At 69.0% G+C, this 17061-nt stretch carries 15 protein-coding genes; 9 read left to right on the top strand and 6 right to left on the bottom strand.

From position 1 onward, the window contains the following. Positions 1-10 precede the first annotated feature (10 nt). The 5 genes from AC0WR5_RS07605 to AC0WR5_RS07585 form a co-directional block, all read right to left on the bottom strand. A complete protein-coding gene (locus AC0WR5_RS07605) occupies positions 11-1105 on the bottom strand; it encodes a xanthine dehydrogenase family protein molybdopterin-binding subunit (protein WP_475867943.1) in 1095 nt (364 codons plus the stop codon). Further along, the gene (locus AC0WR5_RS07600) at positions 1102-3030 is read right to left on the bottom strand and encodes a molybdopterin-dependent oxidoreductase (RefSeq protein WP_475867942.1); all 1929 of its coding nucleotides are present in this window, start codon (positions 3028-3030) and stop codon (positions 1102-1104) included. Before AC0WR5_RS07600 ends, AC0WR5_RS07605 begins: the two co-directional genes overlap by 4 nt. Next, the gene (locus tag AC0WR5_RS07595; protein ID WP_475867941.1) at positions 3023-3940 is read right to left on the bottom strand and encodes an FAD binding domain-containing protein; all 918 of its coding nucleotides are present in this window, start codon (positions 3938-3940) and stop codon (positions 3023-3025) included. Before AC0WR5_RS07595 ends, AC0WR5_RS07600 begins: the two co-directional genes overlap by 8 nt. Positions 3941-4014: 74 nt before the next feature. Next, positions 4015-5178, bottom strand: a complete 1164-nt coding sequence (locus tag AC0WR5_RS07590; protein ID WP_475867940.1) for a zinc-dependent alcohol dehydrogenase — start codon at positions 5176-5178, stop codon at positions 4015-4017. 22 nt (positions 5179-5200) lie between these two features. Beyond that, the gene (locus AC0WR5_RS07585) at positions 5201-6163 is read right to left on the bottom strand and encodes an IclR family transcriptional regulator (protein ID WP_475867939.1); all 963 of its coding nucleotides are present in this window, start codon (positions 6161-6163) and stop codon (positions 5201-5203) included. Positions 6164-6608: 445 nt separating this feature from the next. Here AC0WR5_RS07585 and AC0WR5_RS07580 point away from each other — a divergent pair, with 445 nt between their 5' ends. From AC0WR5_RS07580 to AC0WR5_RS07540, 9 genes are all read left to right on the top strand, one after another. Then, a complete protein-coding gene (locus tag AC0WR5_RS07580; protein ID WP_475868935.1) occupies positions 6609-7364 on the top strand; it encodes a class II aldolase/adducin family protein in 756 nt (251 codons plus the stop codon). A gap of 11 nt (positions 7365-7375) precedes the next feature. Continuing rightward, positions 7376-8281: an NAD(P)-dependent oxidoreductase gene (locus AC0WR5_RS07575; RefSeq protein WP_475867938.1), complete on the top strand. Its 906-nt coding sequence runs from the start codon at positions 7376-7378 to the stop codon at positions 8279-8281. A gap of 31 nt (positions 8282-8312) precedes the next feature. Next, on the top strand, positions 8313-9017 hold the full coding sequence (locus tag AC0WR5_RS07570; protein ID WP_475867937.1) for a GntR family transcriptional regulator: 705 nt from the start codon (positions 8313-8315) through the stop codon (positions 9015-9017). Between the two features lie 251 nt (positions 9018-9268). Next, positions 9269-10375 carry an ABC transporter substrate-binding protein gene (locus tag AC0WR5_RS07565; protein WP_475867936.1) on the top strand — a complete coding sequence of 369 codons (1107 nt, stop codon included), beginning with the start codon at positions 9269-9271 and terminating at the stop codon, positions 10373-10375. A gap of 112 nt (positions 10376-10487) precedes the next feature. Further along, positions 10488-11327 carry an ABC transporter permease gene (locus tag AC0WR5_RS07560; protein WP_475867935.1) on the top strand — a complete coding sequence of 280 codons (840 nt, stop codon included), beginning with the start codon at positions 10488-10490 and terminating at the stop codon, positions 11325-11327. 8 nt (positions 11328-11335) lie between these two features. Beyond that, the gene (locus AC0WR5_RS07555; RefSeq protein ID WP_475867934.1) at positions 11336-12139 is read left to right on the top strand and encodes an ABC transporter permease; all 804 of its coding nucleotides are present in this window, start codon (positions 11336-11338) and stop codon (positions 12137-12139) included. 85 nt (positions 12140-12224) lie between these two features. Then, positions 12225-13253: a dimethylarginine dimethylaminohydrolase family protein gene (locus AC0WR5_RS07550; RefSeq protein WP_475867933.1), complete on the top strand. Its 1029-nt coding sequence runs from the start codon at positions 12225-12227 to the stop codon at positions 13251-13253. Between the two features lies 1 nt (position 13254). Beyond that, positions 13255-14331: an ABC transporter ATP-binding protein gene (locus AC0WR5_RS07545; RefSeq protein ID WP_475867932.1), complete on the top strand. Its 1077-nt coding sequence runs from the start codon at positions 13255-13257 to the stop codon at positions 14329-14331. An 11-nt stretch (positions 14332-14342) separates the two neighbouring features. Next, complete coding sequence (locus AC0WR5_RS07540) at positions 14343-15707, top strand: hypothetical protein (RefSeq protein WP_475867931.1); 1365 nt, start codon at positions 14343-14345, stop codon at positions 15705-15707. Positions 15708-15915: 208 nt separating this feature from the next. Here AC0WR5_RS07540 and AC0WR5_RS07535 read toward each other — a convergent pair whose 3' ends face one another. Then, on the bottom strand, positions 15916-16968 hold the full coding sequence (locus tag AC0WR5_RS07535) for a siderophore-interacting protein (protein ID WP_475867930.1): 1053 nt from the start codon (positions 16966-16968) through the stop codon (positions 15916-15918). Positions 16969-17061 lie beyond the last annotated feature (93 nt).

Below are 17061 nucleotides of genomic sequence, written 5' to 3'. Positions count from 1 at the left end.
CTTCAATTGCTCAGGTGGTTTCCTTCCTTCCCTGCATGCGGGCACGTTCCTCCCGGTTGTGCCTCTTGATCATTTCCCTGTCCGGCTGGTGCTCGCGCAGCGCCTTCAGGATCTTCTCCGGCGTCGCGGGCAGCGATTTGATCCGCACCCCGATGGCGTCGTAGATGGCATTGGTGATCGCCGGCGCCGTCGGCACCAGGGCCGGCTCGCCGATCCCCTTGGCGCGCAGCGGGCTGGTGGGGTCCTCGTCCTCCACGATGACGCAGTTGATCTGCGGCACGTCCAGCGATGTCGGCAGGATGTACTTGGCAAAGCCGTGGGTCGTGGCATGGCCGTCGACGGTGATGTATTCCTCCATCAGCGCCTGGCCCAGGCCCTGCACCACGCCACCCTCGATCTGGCCCTCGACGCCGCGCGGGTTGATCGCGCGGCCCACGTCATGGGCGGCCCAGATGCCCAGCACCTGCACCTCGCCGGTCCAGGTATCCACCTCGACCTCGGCCACCTGGGTGCCAAAGACATAGGTCTGCCAGGGGCTGCCCTTGCCATCCACCGGATCAAGGCCGGTGCCATGGGCGGTAAAGCTCGCCGAGCCCACCGGCACCACGCCGCGCGCCTTGCAGATCGCCACCGCGTCCGACATCGACATGCGCTTGTTGGTGTTCTCGGCCCAGAGCTCGCCGTTGAAGGCGCGCAGGTCGCCCACCGGCACCCCCCAGTGCGCCGCGATCTGCTCGAACAGCACCTTGCGCGCCTCCCGCGCGGCCAGCGCCACCGAATTGCCGATCATGTAGGTCTGCCGCGTCGCCCCGGCATGGGCCGCCTCGGGCGAGCGCGCGGTGTCGTTGTCGCCGATGGTCACCTCCTCGGGGCGGGTGCCGGTCTCCTCTGCCGCCACCTGCGCCAGCACCGTCAGGATGCCCTCGCCGATCTCCGTCACCCCGGTCACCACCTTCACCGTGCCACCGTCGTCCAGCTCGGCCCAGGCGCCGGCACGGTCGATGGTGGCGGTGCGGGCAATCCCGTACCAGCTCGCGGCCATGCCCCGGCCGCGCTTGTGCCGCGCGCCCGCGGGCGCCGTCTGCGGATCGCTCATCACGTTCATTCTGCTGCCTCCGTTGGTGTGGGCGCCGGTGTGGGCGTTTGTCTCGCCTGCGCCGCACGGGCACCGCCCGTCTCGGCCAGGATCCGCGCGCCCAGGGTGCAGGGCTTGCGGGTATCCGGCCCGCCCATGTCGCCGCGCGTCGGGCCGCGCATCTCGGGCACCCCCGGCTCCCAGCGGCTGGCGCGTTCCGCCGCCGCCAGCACCAGGTCGAGCGAGGCCCGGTCCAGCCGGTGCTGGGTGTGGGTCAGCGAGCCCTCGCGGTACATGTTCACCCGGCGGATCTCGAAGGGATCGAGGCCCAGCGCCTCCGCCGCCATGTCCATCATGCTCTCGGTGGCAAACTGCGCCTGCATCCCGCCAAATGTCCGAAAGGCCCCCGAGGGCGTGTTGTTGGTATAGACACAGCGCGTGTCCACCTGCAGGTTGTCCACCTCGTAGGGGCCGCAGGACAGGATCGCCGCCTTGCGCATCACCCCCTCGGAGCTCATGCCATAGGCGCCGCCGTCCGACAGCATGTCGAACTTCACCGCCGTGATCCGCCCGTTCCACTTCAGCCCCATGCGGTATTTCACCCGGCTCGGATGCCGCTTGGCCGAGGCGACAAGGCTCTCCTCGCGGGTAAAGTTCAGCTGCACCGGCCGCCGGGTGTGGATCGCCGCCAGCGCCAGCATCCCCTGATAGATCATGTCCTCCTTGCCGCCGAACCCGCCGCCCACCGGCGACATCACCATGCGCACCTTGTGGATCGGCAGGCCGAGGATATCGGCCAGCATGTGGCGGTGATGGGTGATGTTCTGGCTGGGGCTGTGCACCGTCACCACGTCGTCATGATCGACAAAGGCCACCCCGGCCTCGGGCTCCAGGTAGGCATGTTCCACCTGCTGGGTCGAGAATTCGTCCTCCAGGATCAGGTCCGCCTCGGCAAAGCCCTTCTCCGGGTCGCCCTTGCGCAGCGGGATATGCTTCACCAGGTTGTCGCCGGCATGATCGTGGATCACCGGCGCGCCCTCCTTCAGGGCATCCTCCGGGTGATAGATCCCCGGCAGCACCTCGTATTCCACCCGGATGGCGTTCACCGCCCGCCGCGCCGTCACCAGGTCCTCGGCCGCCACGCAGGCCACCGCCTCGCCGACATGGCGCACCTTGCCGCGCGCCATCACCGGCTGGTCATGCACGAAGACGCCGAAACCGTCGGTGCCCGGCACGTCCGCGGCGGTCAGCACGCATTCCACCCCCTCCATGGCCTCGGCCTCCGAGGTGTCGATCGACAGGATCCGCGCATGGGCATGGGGGCTGCGCAGCACCTGCATCTGCAGCATGTCCACCATCCGCATGTCGGCGGCATAGCGCAGCCGCCCCGTCACCTTCGATGGCGCATCGATCCGGCGCACGTTGTGGCCGATGAAGCTGGTGCCCAGGGCATCGTCGTTGTCCAGCGTCGCCGGATCCGCCCGGCCCGCGATCACGTCGCGGGCGATCTCCACCGCCTCCAGGATCTTGGTATAGCCGGTGCAGCGGCAGATATTGCCGCCCATGCGTTCCTTGATCTCGTCGATATCGGCCTCGGGGTTCTGCCGCAGGCAGTTCGTCGCCGCCATCACCATGCCCGGAATGCAATAGCCGCACTGGCTCGCCCCGGTCTTGTGAAAGGCCTTCTGCACCGGGGTCAGCGGCCCGGTGCCGGCCAGCCCCTCGACGGTCTCGATCACCGCGCCCTCGGCCCGCGCCGCCGGCATCAGGCAGGATTTCACCAGCTTGCCGTCCACGAAGACGCTGCAGGTGCCGCATTCGCCGGCGCCACAGCCCTCCTTGGTGCCCGTCAGGTTCAGATCCTCGCGCAGCATGTCCAGCAGCCGCTTGTCGGCGCGGATGGTCTTCTTCACCTTCCGCCCGTTCACCTCGCAGTTCAGCGTCAGGTCAGACATTTGCAATCTCCTCCAGATGTTCGGTGCTCTCGCGGTCGGGGCGGTTCTCCAGCGCCTCTTCCAGCGCCGCGCGGACGAAATTCACCACCACCTCGCGGCGGTATTCCAGCCGCGAGCGCGAGGCGACCATGTCGGCCGCGCTCACCGCGGCCCGCGCGATGAGATCGCTCCCGGTCTTCTCGCCCCGCAGCATCGTCTCGATCGCGCCGAGGCGCATCGGCCCCGGCCCCACCCCGCCAAGGGCAAGCCGCACGTCCTCGAAATAGGCGCCTGCCGGGTCGGTCTTGACCAGCGCCGCGCAACAGGCGACCGAGATCACCAGCGAGCGCCGCTGCCCCACCTTCTGGAAGGCACCGCCATAGCCGTGGCAGCAGTCAAGGCTCACCCGGGTGACGATCTCGCCCTTCTCGATCCGCGTACGGCCGGGGCCATGGATGAACTCGATCACCGGCATGCGGCGGTGGCGGATCTCTCCGCCCTCCAGCCGCGCCAGCTCGATCTCGCCGTTCAGCGCCACCACCGGCGGCGTGCCATCGGCCACCGGCGAGGCATTCACGAGGTTCCCGGCCAGTGTCGCCACCTCGCGGATCTGGTCGTCGGCAAACCAGATCGCCGCATAGGGCATGCAGGGCAGCGCCCGGCGCAGCGCCGGCTGGGTCAGGAAATCCTGGTAGACGGTATTGGCGCCCAGGTGCACGCGCCCCCTGGCAAAGTCGTGGCCGCTCAGCTCGGCGACATTCGACAGGTCGATCAGCGCCGGCAGGTGCACATCCCCGGCCCGGCCATCCCGGGCCCAGGGAAACAGGTCCGTCGCCCCCGAGACGAGCCGGCTGCCCTCCGGCACCTCGGCCCAGAGCGACAGCGCCTCCGCGAGGCGCGTCGGGCGGTGATAGTGGTCATAGGTCAGCATGGCTCGTCTCTCTCCTCCGGGAGTCTCGTGGGGCTTCACGTGCACTACACGTGGGGCTGGCTTGCTCGGCGGCCCTACTCGGCAGCCAGGCGGCCGGCCTCTGCGTGTCGGTTCTTCACCACCACCTTGATGGCATCCTCGACCCGGTCCTTGGCGTAGCGAAGCGCCTCCTGCAGGTCTTCCATCTCGAAGGTGTGGGTGTGGATCAGCGTGGCGTCGAAGCGCTTCTGCCGCATGAAGGCCTCGGCGCGGTGGGTGGCCGTCTTGCCCTCGCCGCGGATGCCGTAGAGGTAGATGTTGTTGCGCACCAGGTAGGCCACGTCGACCTCCGGGCTCGATCCCGGAAACGCCGCCAGGCAGATCTTGCCGCCGCGGTTCAGCATCTGCGCCGCCTCGTTCACCGCCTGCGGCGCGCCCGAGCATTCCACCACGTAATCCACGCCCTTGCCGCCGCTCAGCTCCTTCACGCGCTCCACGACATCCTCGTTGCGCACGTTGATCACGTGATCCGCGCCCAGCTGCCGGCCGATCTCCAGCCGGTTGTCGCGCGTCCCGGTCAGGATCACCGGCTGCGCGCCGAGCGCCTTGGCCACCGCCGCCCCCAGCAGGCCGATCGGCCCGGGGCCGGAGACCACGACGCTCTCGCCCGCGACCAGGCCGCCCAGCTCGGTCAGCCCGTACATGGCGGTCCCGGCGGTGACGACCAGCGTCGCCTCCTCGTCGGTCATGCTGTCGGCCACATGCACCAGGGTGTTGATGTTGTTCACCGCGTATTCCGCAAAGCCGCCATCGGTGGTGAACCCGTTGGCGCGGTGGCCCTTGTCCACGTCGCCATAGTTCTTGCCGTAATTGTGGCACGAGGTGTACATGCCCTGCCGGCAGCGCTTGCACTGGCCGCAGCCCGCATGGATCTCCACCGTCACCCGCTCGCCGATGGCGTATTCATCCACGCCCGGTCCCAGCGCCACCACCGTGCCCATGTACTCGTGGCCGGGGGTGAAGTTCTTGTTGAACGGATCGCCGCCATGGATCTGCGCCGGCGGGCCGTGGTGGATGATCTCCAGGTCGGTGGCACAGATCGCCACCGCGTCGATCCGCACCAGCACCTCCGCCTTCTTCGGCGCTGGCACCGGCTTCTCGGCCAGCGTCAGCTCGCCGGGATCGCCCAGCACCCAGGCCTTCATGGTTTCCGGGATCGGGAAATCCGGGTCTGTCGTCACGTTTTCGGGCAGTGCCATTGAGCTGTTCCTCCGTTTGCTGTCAGGCCCCGGACCGCTGCGCGGTCTCGAGTTTTCGTGAAAATTCATGGCCGGCGTTGATCATCTCGCCGGTCAGCATCCCGCGATAGGTCTCGCTGGCCATCGCCTTGGGGATCGAGACCGAGATCGCCCCCACCACCGCCCCCGCGCCGTCGCGCAGCGAGGCGCCGATACAGAAGACCCCCTCGCGGAATTCCTCGTCGTCGATCGAATGCTTGCGCCGCCGCACCAGCCGCAGCTCCTCGACCAGCCCGCTCAGCGAGGTGATCGTGCGCTCGGTATAGGCGTTCAGCCCGTTGGCCGAGATGAAGCGCACCAGCTCGGTATCCGGGATCCAGGCCAGGATCGCCTTGCCGGTGGCCGTGGCATGGGCGGCCCCGATCTTCTCAAGCTCGTCCGGCTCCGCCAGCCGCCCCTCGGGATCGGCAAAGCTCAGCTTGGTCAGCAGCGAACTGCCCGACATCACCGCCATCTGCACGCCATGGCCCAGGCGCCGGCCCAGGGCCTCCAGCGGCTCGCGCAGCATGACCGCCGGATCCCGCTCGCCCTCCGAGAGCTCGTGCAGGTCATGCAGCCTGGTGCCCAGGATATAGCCCCGGTTGCGCCCCACCTTCCTCAGGTACCCCCGCGCCACCAGCGTCGTCGCCAGGTGGTGACAGGTCGAGGTGTTCAGCCCGCTGCGCGCCGCCAGCATCGACAGCGGCAGCCCGTCCGGCTCCTCCGCCAGGATCTCCAGCAGGTCGAGAGCCCGCTCCACCGACTTGATGGTGCGCAGCCCGCCGCGGCCGGCCGCTTCCGCCGGAGCCCCCGGGACGGCTCCCGACAGGGCCCCCCCCAGGGCATCGGCCCCGGTTGTGGCACCGGTCTCCGGCCCGTCCCCGGGCCGGGCTGCATCGGGCAAATCGATCCTGTCCTCGCCCGGCATCATCCCGGGCAAGACACGACCTTGCGGCGTGATCTTCATGACAGTGGTTCCTCCGGCCTCAACCTTCGCGCTAAGGGAGAGTCACCGCAAGAAATTTTGGTATCGTCGGAGTGTTTCCGACATGGTGAAATGGACGTGGATTTTTCCCAGTGTTTTCAATGCTGCGCCTGCAGCACGCCCGGCGCCGCTCCCGCACCGCCATCGCACCGGCCCCGCACCGGCCCCAGCCCCGGCCCCAGCCCCGGCGCCAAACCGCCGCCCCCATCGATCCGCCACAGTGGCACCGCCTCACGGGCACCACCTCGATGATCCCGCGCCACGCCCCACCCATTTTCTTGTTCCAAATATCCCCGCCGGAGGCCGCGCCCGACCGGGGCGCGATCCCTCTCCCTGTCCCGCCACTGCCCGCAGATCGGGCAGCCGGCGCCGAAAGATCCCTCCCCGGCACAGCTTTCCCTTGACCGGCCCCGGCGTCATTTCCTAACTGGCATACAAGTATCCCAAGACTCACAGGAAGACCCAAATGACCGAAACAGAGCAGGCCACCCGCTCCGATCTCGCGGCCGTCTACCGGCTGATTGCCCATTTCGGCATGGACGATCTCATCCACACCCATGTCTCGGCGCGCCTGCCCGGTGAACCCGAACACCTGCTCATCAACCGCTACGGCGACCTCTTCCGCGAGGTCACGCCCGACAGCCTCGTGGTGATCGACCACGAGGGTCACCAGGTCCGCGGCCAGCAGGTGCCGGTCAATACCGCCGGCGTCGTGATCCACACCTGCATCCACGAGGCCCGCCCCGAGGTCGCCTGCGTCGTGCACACCCATACCCCCGCTGGCGTCGCCGTCAGCTCGCTGGCCGAGGGGCTGCTGCCGCTCAACCAGACCGCGCTGCTCTTCCACGACCGGCTCTCCTATCACAGCTTCGAGGGCATCGCCCTCGACCGCGACGAACAGGTCCGCCTGGTCGAGGACCTGGGCACCAACAACGCGATGATCCTGCGCAACCACGGTCTGCTCACCGCCGGGCGGACCATCGGCGAGGCCTTCTCGCTGATGTACAACCTGGAAATGGCCTGTCGGATCCAGCTCCAGGCCCAGGCCAGCGGCCGCGAGCTGGTGCTGCCCGAGCTGGCCGTGCGCGAACGCACCGCCGCCCAGTACGATGCCGATCCCGATGGCTCGGCACTGCTGGAATGGCAGGCGCTGCGCCGTCTCGCCGACATGGCCTTCGCCTGAGGTCCGGCCCCTTGCGCATCCTCATCGCAGATCCCCTCGCGGCCTCGGCGCCCTTCATGCACGACTTCAGCCTTGCCTTACAGGATGCTGAATTAATTGACGTAAGTGACGAACGCCTGCCCGAATATCCGCCGGCGGATGCCCTCGTCGCCTGGGCACTCCCGCCTGCGCTCGAGGCCCTGCCGCAGGGCCTGTGCTGGCTCTGCTGCTTCGGCGCCGGCACCGATGCGCTCGAGCGCGACCCCCGCGTGCCGGCCCATCTCGGCGTGCAGCGCATGGTCGATACCGGACAGGCCGAGCGCATGGCCGATTACGTTCTCTTCTGCGCCATGGCCCGGCAGATGCGCGACCAGGACCGGCTGATCGCCCAGCAGGCGCGGCAATGGCAGCCCCATGGCATCACCCGCGCCACCCGCGCCGATGTCACCGTCACGGTGCTCGGCCTGGGCGAGATCGGCAGCCATGTGGCCAGGCGGCTGGCGGCGGCGGGCTTCACCACCCGCGGCTGGAACCGCACGCCGCGCACCCTGCCGGGCGTCACCTGTTTCGGCGATGCGCGGCTCGCCGAGGCCCTCGACGGCGCCGATGTCCTGGTCAACCTGCTGCCGCTCACGCCCCGCACCGAGGGGATCATCGACGCCGCGCTGCTCGCCCGGCTCGCCCCCGGCGCCTATCTCGTCAACACCGGCCGCGGCCGCCATGTCGAGACGGGCGACCTGATCGAGGCCCTCGACAGCGGCCGGCTCGGCTGTGCCTGGCTCGATACCTTCACCGTGGAACCGCTGCCCGGAAATGCGCCGCTCTGGGCGCATCCGCGGGTCCGGATCACCCCTCATGATGCCGCCATGCCCACCCCTTTGGGCATGGCGCAGGCACTGGCGCGGATTTTGTCCGCGCCCCCTGCCCCCCGCTCTTGACACGACTCGCAGGGAACGAAAGCATACTGGTATGCAAGATGCACTTTTCACCCCGATCGAAACCGGAAGCCTGCGGCGCGACACCATCGCCGGGCGGGTGTACCTGACCCTGCGGGAGGCGATCCTCACCACCCAGCTGAAGCCCGGAGAGAAGATCTCCGAGCATTCGGTGGGCAAGTGGCTCGAGGTCAGCCGCACCCCCGTGCGCGAGGCCTTCGGCCGGCTCGTCGACGAGGAGCTGGTCGAGGTGACGCCGCAATCGGGCACCAAGGTCTCGCGGATTTCCACAGACCGCGTGCGACAGGCCGTCTTCGTGCGCACCACGCTCGAGAGCGAGGCCGTGGCCCGCGCCCGAGAGCGCCTCGACCACGACATCCTCGACGAGCTGGAGATCTCCCTGCGCCGGCAGCAGCGGCGCCTGGGCGAAATCACCACCGTCCAGCATTTCCGCAACGATCAGGCCTTTCATTCCGGCCTGATGACCGCCCTCGGGTATGGCAACGTCTGGCGCGCGGGGCAGCATGTCGCCGCCGACATGACGCGCATCCAGTTCCTGATGGGCACCAACCCCAAGCACCTGAGCGACATCCTCGACGATCACGCGACCGTCGTGGACCTGCTTCAGAAAGGAGACATTGCCGCGGCCGCCGACAGGATGCGAGAGCACCTGTCCAACGCGGCCTCGGACATGGCGAACTGCCAGAAGGCAAACCCGGATTTCTTCGTGGCCGACTGATCCGCCCGCGAAATCCGCAAGCTGCAGCACCCCCACCCCGCAACGGGCCCGCCAGGCATGGCAGGCACCGGCCGGAGAGGTCTTGCGGCCAGACAGCGATGCGCATGCCGCGGTGCCCCGGCGCCGCCGCATGACCTGCGCCCGGTCTCCCGGTCGCACCGCCCCCATCCGGGCGAACGAAGGGTCGTGCCCGGCGCTCCGCTGCCGGGGGCGGCAGGACCTCAAACAAGAAACAACAGGGAAAGACAGCAATGCGCAAACAGACATTCGGCCAGGACGCCATCCAGATCGCGGTGGAGAAACTCCGCACCGGCCGCATCGGCCGCCGTGAATTCATCGCCGGCCTCGCCGCCATGGGCGTCACCGCCACCGTCCGGCCCACCGGCGCCCGGGCCGCCGGCGCCCAGGAGATCGTGCTCTGCAACTGGGGCGGCGCCGCCATCGATGCCTTCCGCGAGGCCTACGGCGATCCCTACACCGAGGCCACCGGCATCAAGGTCGTCGTCGACGGCGCCGGCCCCTCCACCGGCTCGGTGCGTGCCATGGTCGAGGCCGGCAACGTGATCTGGGATGCCACCGACGGCGGCATGACCGATGCGGCGGTGCTCGGCGCCGGCGGCTTCGTCGAACCGATCGACTATGCCATCGTCGACAAGAGCCGCGTCGGCCCCGGCATGACCTCCGACTACGGCGTTGCCAACTACACCTTCTCCAACGTGCTGACCTACGACAAGACCGCCGTGGGCGACGCCGCGCCCCAGAGCTGGGCCGATTTCTTCGACTTCGACAAGTTCCCCGGCAAGCGCACCATGTGCAAGTGGATCCAGGGACAGCTCGAGGCCGTGCTGATCGCCGATGGCGTCAAGCCCGAGGACATGTACCCCCTCGACGTCGACCGCGCCTTCGCCAAGCTCGAGCCCTATCTCGACGAGATGATCTTCTGGGAATCCGGCGCCCAGTCGCAGCAGCTGCTGCGCGAGGGCGAGGTGGTCATGGGCAACCTCTGGCACACCCGCGCCAACCTGCTGCGCAAGGACAACCCCGACATCGACTGGACCTGGAACGACCAGCTCATCTTCGCCTCCGCCTGGTCCGTGCCAAAGGGCAACCCGGCCGGCGAGGCGGTCTTCGACTTCATCAACGCCTCGCTCGAACCCGAGGGGCAGATCACCCTGCTGCGGCTGATGGGCAACGGCCCGTCGAACCCCGCCGCCCTCGATCTGATGACCGAGGAAGACCTGGCCGTCTACCCGATGGCGCCCGATCACATGGGCTCCGCGCTGATGGTCTCGGCCCAGTACTACGCCGACAACGAGGCCGAGCTGCAGAACCGCTTCCTCGACTTCATCTCCCGCTGATCTGCCCCCCGCGGATCACGTCCGGAGATCGCCGGCCCCCTGCTCCCGGGGGCCGGCACCTCACCAAAGCCCCGGAATACCCCATGCCCTCCAAGCGCTCCCCCAAGTCATCATGTCCAGTTTGACCCGATGGGCGATCGGGCTGACGGTGCCCGCCGCCGCCCTGATCATCGCCTTCTACCTCCTGCCCATCCTGCAGGTGCTCGGCCTCAGCTTCACCGAACCCACCCCGGGCTTCGGCAACTACGTCGAGATCGCCACCAACCCGGCCATCCGCAGGGTGCTCGTCACCACCATCGCCGTCACGGTGCCCACCACCGTGCTCACGGTCACCTTCAGCTACATCATCGCGCTCTCGCTGGTGCAGATGGGCGACCGCCTGCGCCGCCTGGCCATGTTCATGGTGATGATCCCCTTCTGGATCTCCGTGCTGGTGCGCGCCTTCGCCTGGATCGCCATCCTGCGCCGCAAGGGCGTGCTCAACTCCACCCTCGACAGCCTCGGCGTGATCGATCAGCCGCTCTCGCTGATCTACAACCGGCCCGGCGTGATCATCGGCATGGTGCACTACATGATGCCCTTCGCCATCCTGCTGCTCTACGCCAACCTGTCGGACATCGACCAGCGCGTGATCCAGGCCGCCCGGTCGCTCGGCGCCCGCAAGTGGACGATCTTCTCAAAGGTCTGGCTGCCGCTCTCGATGCCGGGCCTGGCCGTGGCCACGCTCTTCGTCGTCATCTTCTCCTTCGGCTTCCTGGTCACCCCCGCCCTGCTCGGCGCCGGCAAGGTGCTGATGATCGCCGAATACATCTCGGTGCAGATCTCCTCGACCCTCAACTGGGGCGTCGCAACCGCGCTCTCCACCGCCATGCTGGTGGTGATCGGCCTGCTGATCGCCCTGGTCATGCGCCACCGCGCCGTGCGCGCCGCATTCGAGGGCAGCCAGCGATGAAACCCGTGATGCGACATCTCGAACGGATCGTGCCGAAGGTCCTCACCTGGGGGCTGCTGCTCTTTCTCTTCCTGCCGATGCTGGTGGTGATCCCCGTGGGCTTCACCGACCGCTCCTATCTCTCGATGCCGCGCGACGCCTGGTCGCTGCAGCATTTCGAGAGCCTGCTCGACATGCGCGACGGCTGGATCCCCTCGATCCTCAGCTCGCTGGTGCTGGGGCTGATCACCGCGCTGCTCACCACCGCGGTGGCCGCGGCCTTCTGCATGGGCGCCTGGCTGCGCGCGGGCCGCTGGCCCTCGCTGATCCGGGTGCTGCTGCTCTCGCCGCTGATCGTGCCGCCGATCATCTATGCGGTGGGCATGGTGCGCCTCTGGTCCAGCCTCTCGCTGCTCGACACCTGGGCGGGCACCGCCATCGTGCACATGACCCTCGCCATGCCCATGGCGGTGCTGGCGATCAGCGCGGCCCTGTCGAACCTCGATCCCCAGCTGGTGCGCGCCGGCCGCTCGCTCGGCGCCCGCCCGGGCACCATCGTGCGCCACGTGATCCTTCCCAACATCCGCGCCGGCCTCGCCGCCAGCGCCGTGCTCAGCTTCATCGTCTCCTGGGACGAGATCACCGTGACCCTCTTCATCACCAGCCGCAACATCGTCACCCTGCCGCGCCGCATCTGGACCTCGATCAACGACAACGTCGATCCCGCCATCGCCTCGATCGCCACGCTGATGCTGGCCGTCACCGTGGTGGGGCTGCTGATCCGCATGCTCTGGTGGGACCGCCGCGCGGCCCCCCCGAACCCGAAAAACTGACCCCATCCCGACCGGACGGGCCCGCCCCCGCGGCGGCCTGCCCGGTCCCGACCTCCCCCTGATCCTGCAAGACAAAGGAAAGATCATGACCGCAACTGCCACCGCTCACACCCCCGCGATGAGCGAACACGAATACAAGGAAGCCAAGTTCTTCCAGACCTTCGGCTCGCACCCCAAGCCGGGCTTCACCGACATCGAGGAACAGACCCGCGTCTGGGGTCAGCCCTGGGGCTGCACCTCCGACGTCGGCCGCCTGCGCACCGTGCTGATGCACCGCCCCGGCGAGGAACTGGGCGTGGTGCGTGACGTGCCGATGCCCGAGGTCGGCGGCTACGGCGACCCGCAGAGCGGCTGGTACTGGATGGGCAAGACCCTGCCCGACCTGCCCGCGATGCAAAAGGCCCACGACGATCTCACCGCGCTGCTGCGCGCCGAGGGCGTCGACGTGGTGCTGGTCGACAAGGCCGCGCCCGGCGCGATGAAGCAGGTCTACTGCCGTGACAGCGTGATCTCGGTCAAGGGCGGCGCCATCGTCACCCGTCTCGCCCGCCAGGTCCGCCGCGGCGAGGAGCTGCCCGTCACCCGCGCGCTGGCCAATGCCGGCTGCCCGATCCTCGGCACCGTGCACGGCGAGGGCGTCTTCGAGGGCGGCGGCTTTGCCATCATCGACGACAAGACCGCGGTCTGCGCGCAATCGGTCGCCTGCAACGCCGAGGGCGTGGCCCAGGTGGAATCGATCCTCGCCTCCGTCGGCATGGACCTGATCAAGCTGCCGATGCCCGGCTACCGCATCCACATCGACGGCAGCTTCATGATGGTCGACGAGGAAACCGCGATCATCAACATCAACGAGCTGCCCTACTTCTTCATCGAGTACCTCGAGAAGCGCGGCATGCGCCTGATCGAACTGCCGCCCGAGGACAATGCCTTCTCGCTGAACTGCCTCGCCGTGGCGCCCGGCCGGGTGATCATGCACGCCTCGCGCACCCCGCGCCTGGCCGAGCGCATGGACGCCGCCGGCATCGACGTCCTCACCGTCGATTACGAGGCCGTCGAGCTCGGCGGTGGCGGCATCCACTGCTCCACCTCGCCGCTGGCACGCGACGCGATCTGACATGCCTGACCTCAGCATCCAGACCCTCGGCAAGTCCTACGGGAAGGTGCGCGCACTCTCGGACATCTCGCTCGATGTCCGGGAGGGCGAATTCGTCACGCTGCTGGGGCCCTCGGGCTCCGGCAAGACGACGCTGCTGATGTCGGTCGCGGGCTTCACCCAGCCCGACGAGGGCCGCATCTTCCTCGGCACCGAGGACATCACCGACATGGAGCCCGAAGACCGCGATTTCGGCTTCGTCTTCCAGGGCTACGCGCTCTTTCCGCACATGAGCGTGATCGACAACATCGCCTTCCCGCTCCGGGTGCGCAAATGGGACAAGGCCCGGATCCGCGCCCGGGTCGAGGAAATGCTCGCCCTGGTCGGCCTCGAGGCCTATGCCCGGCGTCAGCCCCGCGCCCTCTCCGGCGGCCAGCAGCAGCGCGTGGCCCTGGCCCGCGCGCTCTCCTTCGGGCCGCGGATGCTGCTCCTCGACGAGCCGCTCTCCGCCCTCGACCGCCTGCTGCGCGAGACCATGCAGCGCGAGCTGAAGCGCCTGCACCAGCAGACCGGCGTCACCTTCCTCTATGTCACCCACGACCAGGAGGAGGCCTATGCCATGTCCGACCGCATCGCGGTCTTCGAACATGGCCGCCTGGCCCAGGTCGGCGCCCCGAGAGAGATATATGCAAGCCCCGCCAACAGCTTCGTGGCCAGCTTCCTCGGCGGCAACAACCTGATCGAGGTCGCCTGCGAGGATGGCCGCCCGGTGCTGCTCGGCAGCCCGCTCGACGTGCCCGGCGAGGTGCCGCAATTCGATGCCGCGGCCCATGTCCGCGAGGGTCGCGCCACCTCCTGGATCCGCCCCGAGGCCCTGCACCTGGGCGAGGCCGCCCCCGGAGAGCTGACCCGTCAGCTCACGGTCGAGGATGTCTCCTTCATCGGCACCGGCGACCGCATCGTGCTGCGCGCCGACGATGGCCAGGAAATCCTGCTGCTCTCCCATGACGGCCGCACCGCCGGCCTCGCGCCCGGCACCCGCGTGCCGGTCAGCTTCCGCCCCTCCGACCTCGGCTTCCTGCCGATCTCCCAATCCTGAAGAGACCCCGAATGACCCTTGCCCTCCGCCCCGCCGCACCGCCCGCCTTCGAGCCCCTCGGCGCCCAGCCCCTGCTGCCCGCCGAGACCTTCGCCGCCCGCTGCGACGCGGCCCTGGCGCGCGCCGGCACCGACTGGCTCGCCGTCTATTCCGACCGCGAGCATTTCGCCAACATCCGCTTTCTCACCGGCTTCGATCCCCGCTTCGAAGAGGCGATCCTGCTGCTCGGGCGCGGCGGCGAACGGCTGATCCTCACCGGCAACGAATGCGTCAGCCACGCCGAGCTCGCCCGCCTGCCCGGCGTCTCCCCCGTGCTCTGCCAGTCGCTCTCGCTCATGGGCCAGGACCGCACCCTCGCCCCCAGCCTCACCGCCGTGCTGCGCGACTGCGGCCTGAAGCCGGGCCAGACCGCCGGGCTGATCGGCTGGAAATACCTCGAACCCGAGGAATGGGACGGCCCCGAACCCACCTATTTCCTGCCCGCCTACGTGGTCGACTGCTTCGCCCGTGTCCTCGGCGGCAGCGCCGCGCTCAGCGATGCCGGCCGGGTGCTGAACAACCCGCAGGACGGGCTGCGCGCCATCGTCGACGCCGATCAGATCGCCGAGGCCGAATGGGCCGCCACCCGCTCCAGCCGCGCCGTCTGGGGCATGGTCTCGGGCTTTACCCTGGGCGACAGCGAATTCACCGCCGCCGGGCGCATGGGCTATCAGGGCGACGCGATGAACTGTCACCCGATGTTCTCCACCGCCGCGCCGGGCAGCACCGTCTACGGCATGCGCAGCCCCACCGCCCGCTTCCCCGCAAAGGGCGACGGCGTCTCCTGCGCGGTCTCCTACTGGGGCGGCCTCAGCGCCCGCGCCGGCCTGATCACCGATCACGACGAGGCCTTCCTGGCCAAGGCGCTCGGCTATTTCGAGGGGCTGATCACCTGGTACGACACCGCCCGCATCGGCGCCACCGGCGGCGAGATCGACAGCGCCGTGCGCGCCACCCTGGCCCGCGCCGGCCTCGAGTCCACGCTCAACCCCGGGCACCTCACCGGCCACGACGAATGGAGCCACAGCCCCATCCGCCCCGGCTCGACCGAGGTGATCCGCTCCGGCATGCCCTTCCAGGTCGACGTGATCCCCACGCCGCTGCCCGCGGGCCAGGCGCTCAACTGCGAGGATGCCGTCACCTTCGCCGATGCCGCGCTGCAGGCCGAGCTGACCGGGAAACACCCCGAGATGATGGCCCGCTGCGCCCGCCGCCGCGCCTTCGTCCAGGACGTGATCGGCGTCACGCCCCATGCCGACGTGCTGCTGCTTTCGGATACGCCGCTCTGCCTGGCGCCCTTCTGGCTCTCCGGCGATCAGCTCATCGCCCGCGCCTGACGCGGCCCCGCCCGTCTGACGGTCGGGGCGACCCGTGCAAATCCGTGCAGGTCGCGCACCTCCGTGCCTCACCGCACGAAGGTGCGCCAATGCGGCAAGCGCCGCCGCACCGACGTGTTACCGACGCGATACCGACGTAATACCGACGTTGGATTCCGGCCTTTTCAGCCACTTGCAAAAACGCACAACCAGGGGCATCGCGGCCTCCTCAGCGGGTCCAGTAGCCCGCGCATTGCATCTGCTTGCGGTCCAGCCCGCGTGCCGCCAGCGCCTCGCGCGCCTGCCGCGCCTCCTGCCGTTCCGCGGCAAGAAACACCGCCGCCCGGCCCCGCTCTTCCGGCAGTTCCAGCGCCGCCAGCGCGGCCAGGGGCTCGGCCCCGGCGTTGCGAAATTGCCACGTGATCTCAATACCTTCCGGCGCCTGCAGCGGCTGCACATCGGCGGCCTGCGGCACGATCAGCACCGCCTGCCCCCGGGTATCGGCCGGCAGCCCCTCCAGGATCCGCGCGATCACCGGCACCGCCGTCTCGTCGCCCACGAAGCCCATCCAGGGCGCGGGCTCCGGCCCGGTGCCGCCGCCCGGCCCGGTCATCGCCACCGTGGTGCCCGCCATCACCCGGTCGCTCCACTGCGTGGTGCGCCCGCCCTGGTGGCGAAACACGTCAACCTCCGCCCGCACACTCCCGTCCCCCAGCGTCTCGACGCGGCGCAGGGTGTACACCGGCATGTGCCAGGCCGCGGCCCCGCCCGGCCATTCCGTGGTGCCCCGCGGGCCCAGCACGGGCCAGTCCGCCCCCTCGGGCCCGAACAGCAGCCGCACGTGGTGCCCGCCGGTGGAAAATCGCGCAAGATCCCGACCTTGCAGGGTTATCCGGCTATAGGACGGGCTCAGGCGCCGCACCTGCGTCACCTCGGCCAGCCCCATGTTGGCCGGCCGCTGGCCCTGCAGGGCGTCCTGCCAGGTCAGCCGCCCCTCCGGCACGTCCAGCCAGGCCGCCAGCATGTCGCGATAGGCCTGCAGATGTGCCTCCGAACCGGCCTGCAGCCGCAGCGCGCTGCCCCCGTCCCCGGCCGGCGTCACCACCAGCGCCCCGCCCTGCAGGCTCAGCCGCCCGGTGGCCGCATCCCCGCGCCAGTCCATCTCGAAGGCCCGCGCCTTCTCGATCAGCCCCTCCGACACTTCCGCATAGGGCGCGGCCACATGGGCAGCCGCGCGGCAGGCGCAAACATCGGAGGCGGCATGGGAGGTATCGGCGGACATGGGGCGTCTCCGGATGATTTGACTTCTCCGACTTTTATTGTCAGGAATGTTCGGTCTCCTCAAGTCCCCCTCATGCCCCAGTCACAGATTCCC

Source organism: Pseudooceanicola sp. DL12, from assembly GCF_056270665.1.
The sequence above is the reverse complement of the archived record's forward strand: the minus strand, read 5'-3'. Positions and strand labels throughout refer to the sequence as shown.

Bases quoted from the DNA above. Each gene is read 5' to 3' on its own strand.
- AC0WR5_RS07565 (WP_475867936.1), top strand. From the start codon at position 9,269: ATGCGCAAACAGACATTCGGCCAGGACGCCATCCAGATCGCGGTGGAG.
- AC0WR5_RS07585 (WP_475867939.1), bottom strand. From the start codon at position 6,163: ATGAAGATCACGCCGCAAGGTCGTGTCTTGCCCGGGATGATGCCGGGC.
- AC0WR5_RS07590 (WP_475867940.1), bottom strand. From the start codon at position 5,178: ATGGCACTGCCCGAAAACGTGACGACAGACCCGGATTTCCCGATCCCG.
- AC0WR5_RS07605 (WP_475867943.1), bottom strand. From the start codon at position 1,105: ATGAACGTGATGAGCGATCCGCAGACGGCGCCCGCGGGCGCGCGGCAC.
- AC0WR5_RS07535 (WP_475867930.1), bottom strand. From the start codon at position 16,968: ATGTCCGCCGATACCTCCCATGCCGCCTCCGATGTTTGCGCCTGCCGC.
- AC0WR5_RS07570 (WP_475867937.1), top strand. From the start codon at position 8,313: ATGCAAGATGCACTTTTCACCCCGATCGAAACCGGAAGCCTGCGGCGC.
- AC0WR5_RS07560 (WP_475867935.1), top strand. From the start codon at position 10,488: ATGTCCAGTTTGACCCGATGGGCGATCGGGCTGACGGTGCCCGCCGCC.
- AC0WR5_RS07595 (WP_475867941.1), bottom strand. From the start codon at position 3,940: ATGCTGACCTATGACCACTATCACCGCCCGACGCGCCTCGCGGAGGCG.
- AC0WR5_RS07555 (WP_475867934.1), top strand. From the start codon at position 11,336: ATGCGACATCTCGAACGGATCGTGCCGAAGGTCCTCACCTGGGGGCTG.
- AC0WR5_RS07545 (WP_475867932.1), top strand. From the start codon at position 13,255: ATGCCTGACCTCAGCATCCAGACCCTCGGCAAGTCCTACGGGAAGGTG.
- AC0WR5_RS07600 (WP_475867942.1), bottom strand. From the start codon at position 3,030: ATGTCTGACCTGACGCTGAACTGCGAGGTGAACGGGCGGAAGGTGAAG.
- AC0WR5_RS07550 (WP_475867933.1), top strand. From the start codon at position 12,225: ATGACCGCAACTGCCACCGCTCACACCCCCGCGATGAGCGAACACGAA.
- AC0WR5_RS07540 (WP_475867931.1), top strand. From the start codon at position 14,343: ATGACCCTTGCCCTCCGCCCCGCCGCACCGCCCGCCTTCGAGCCCCTC.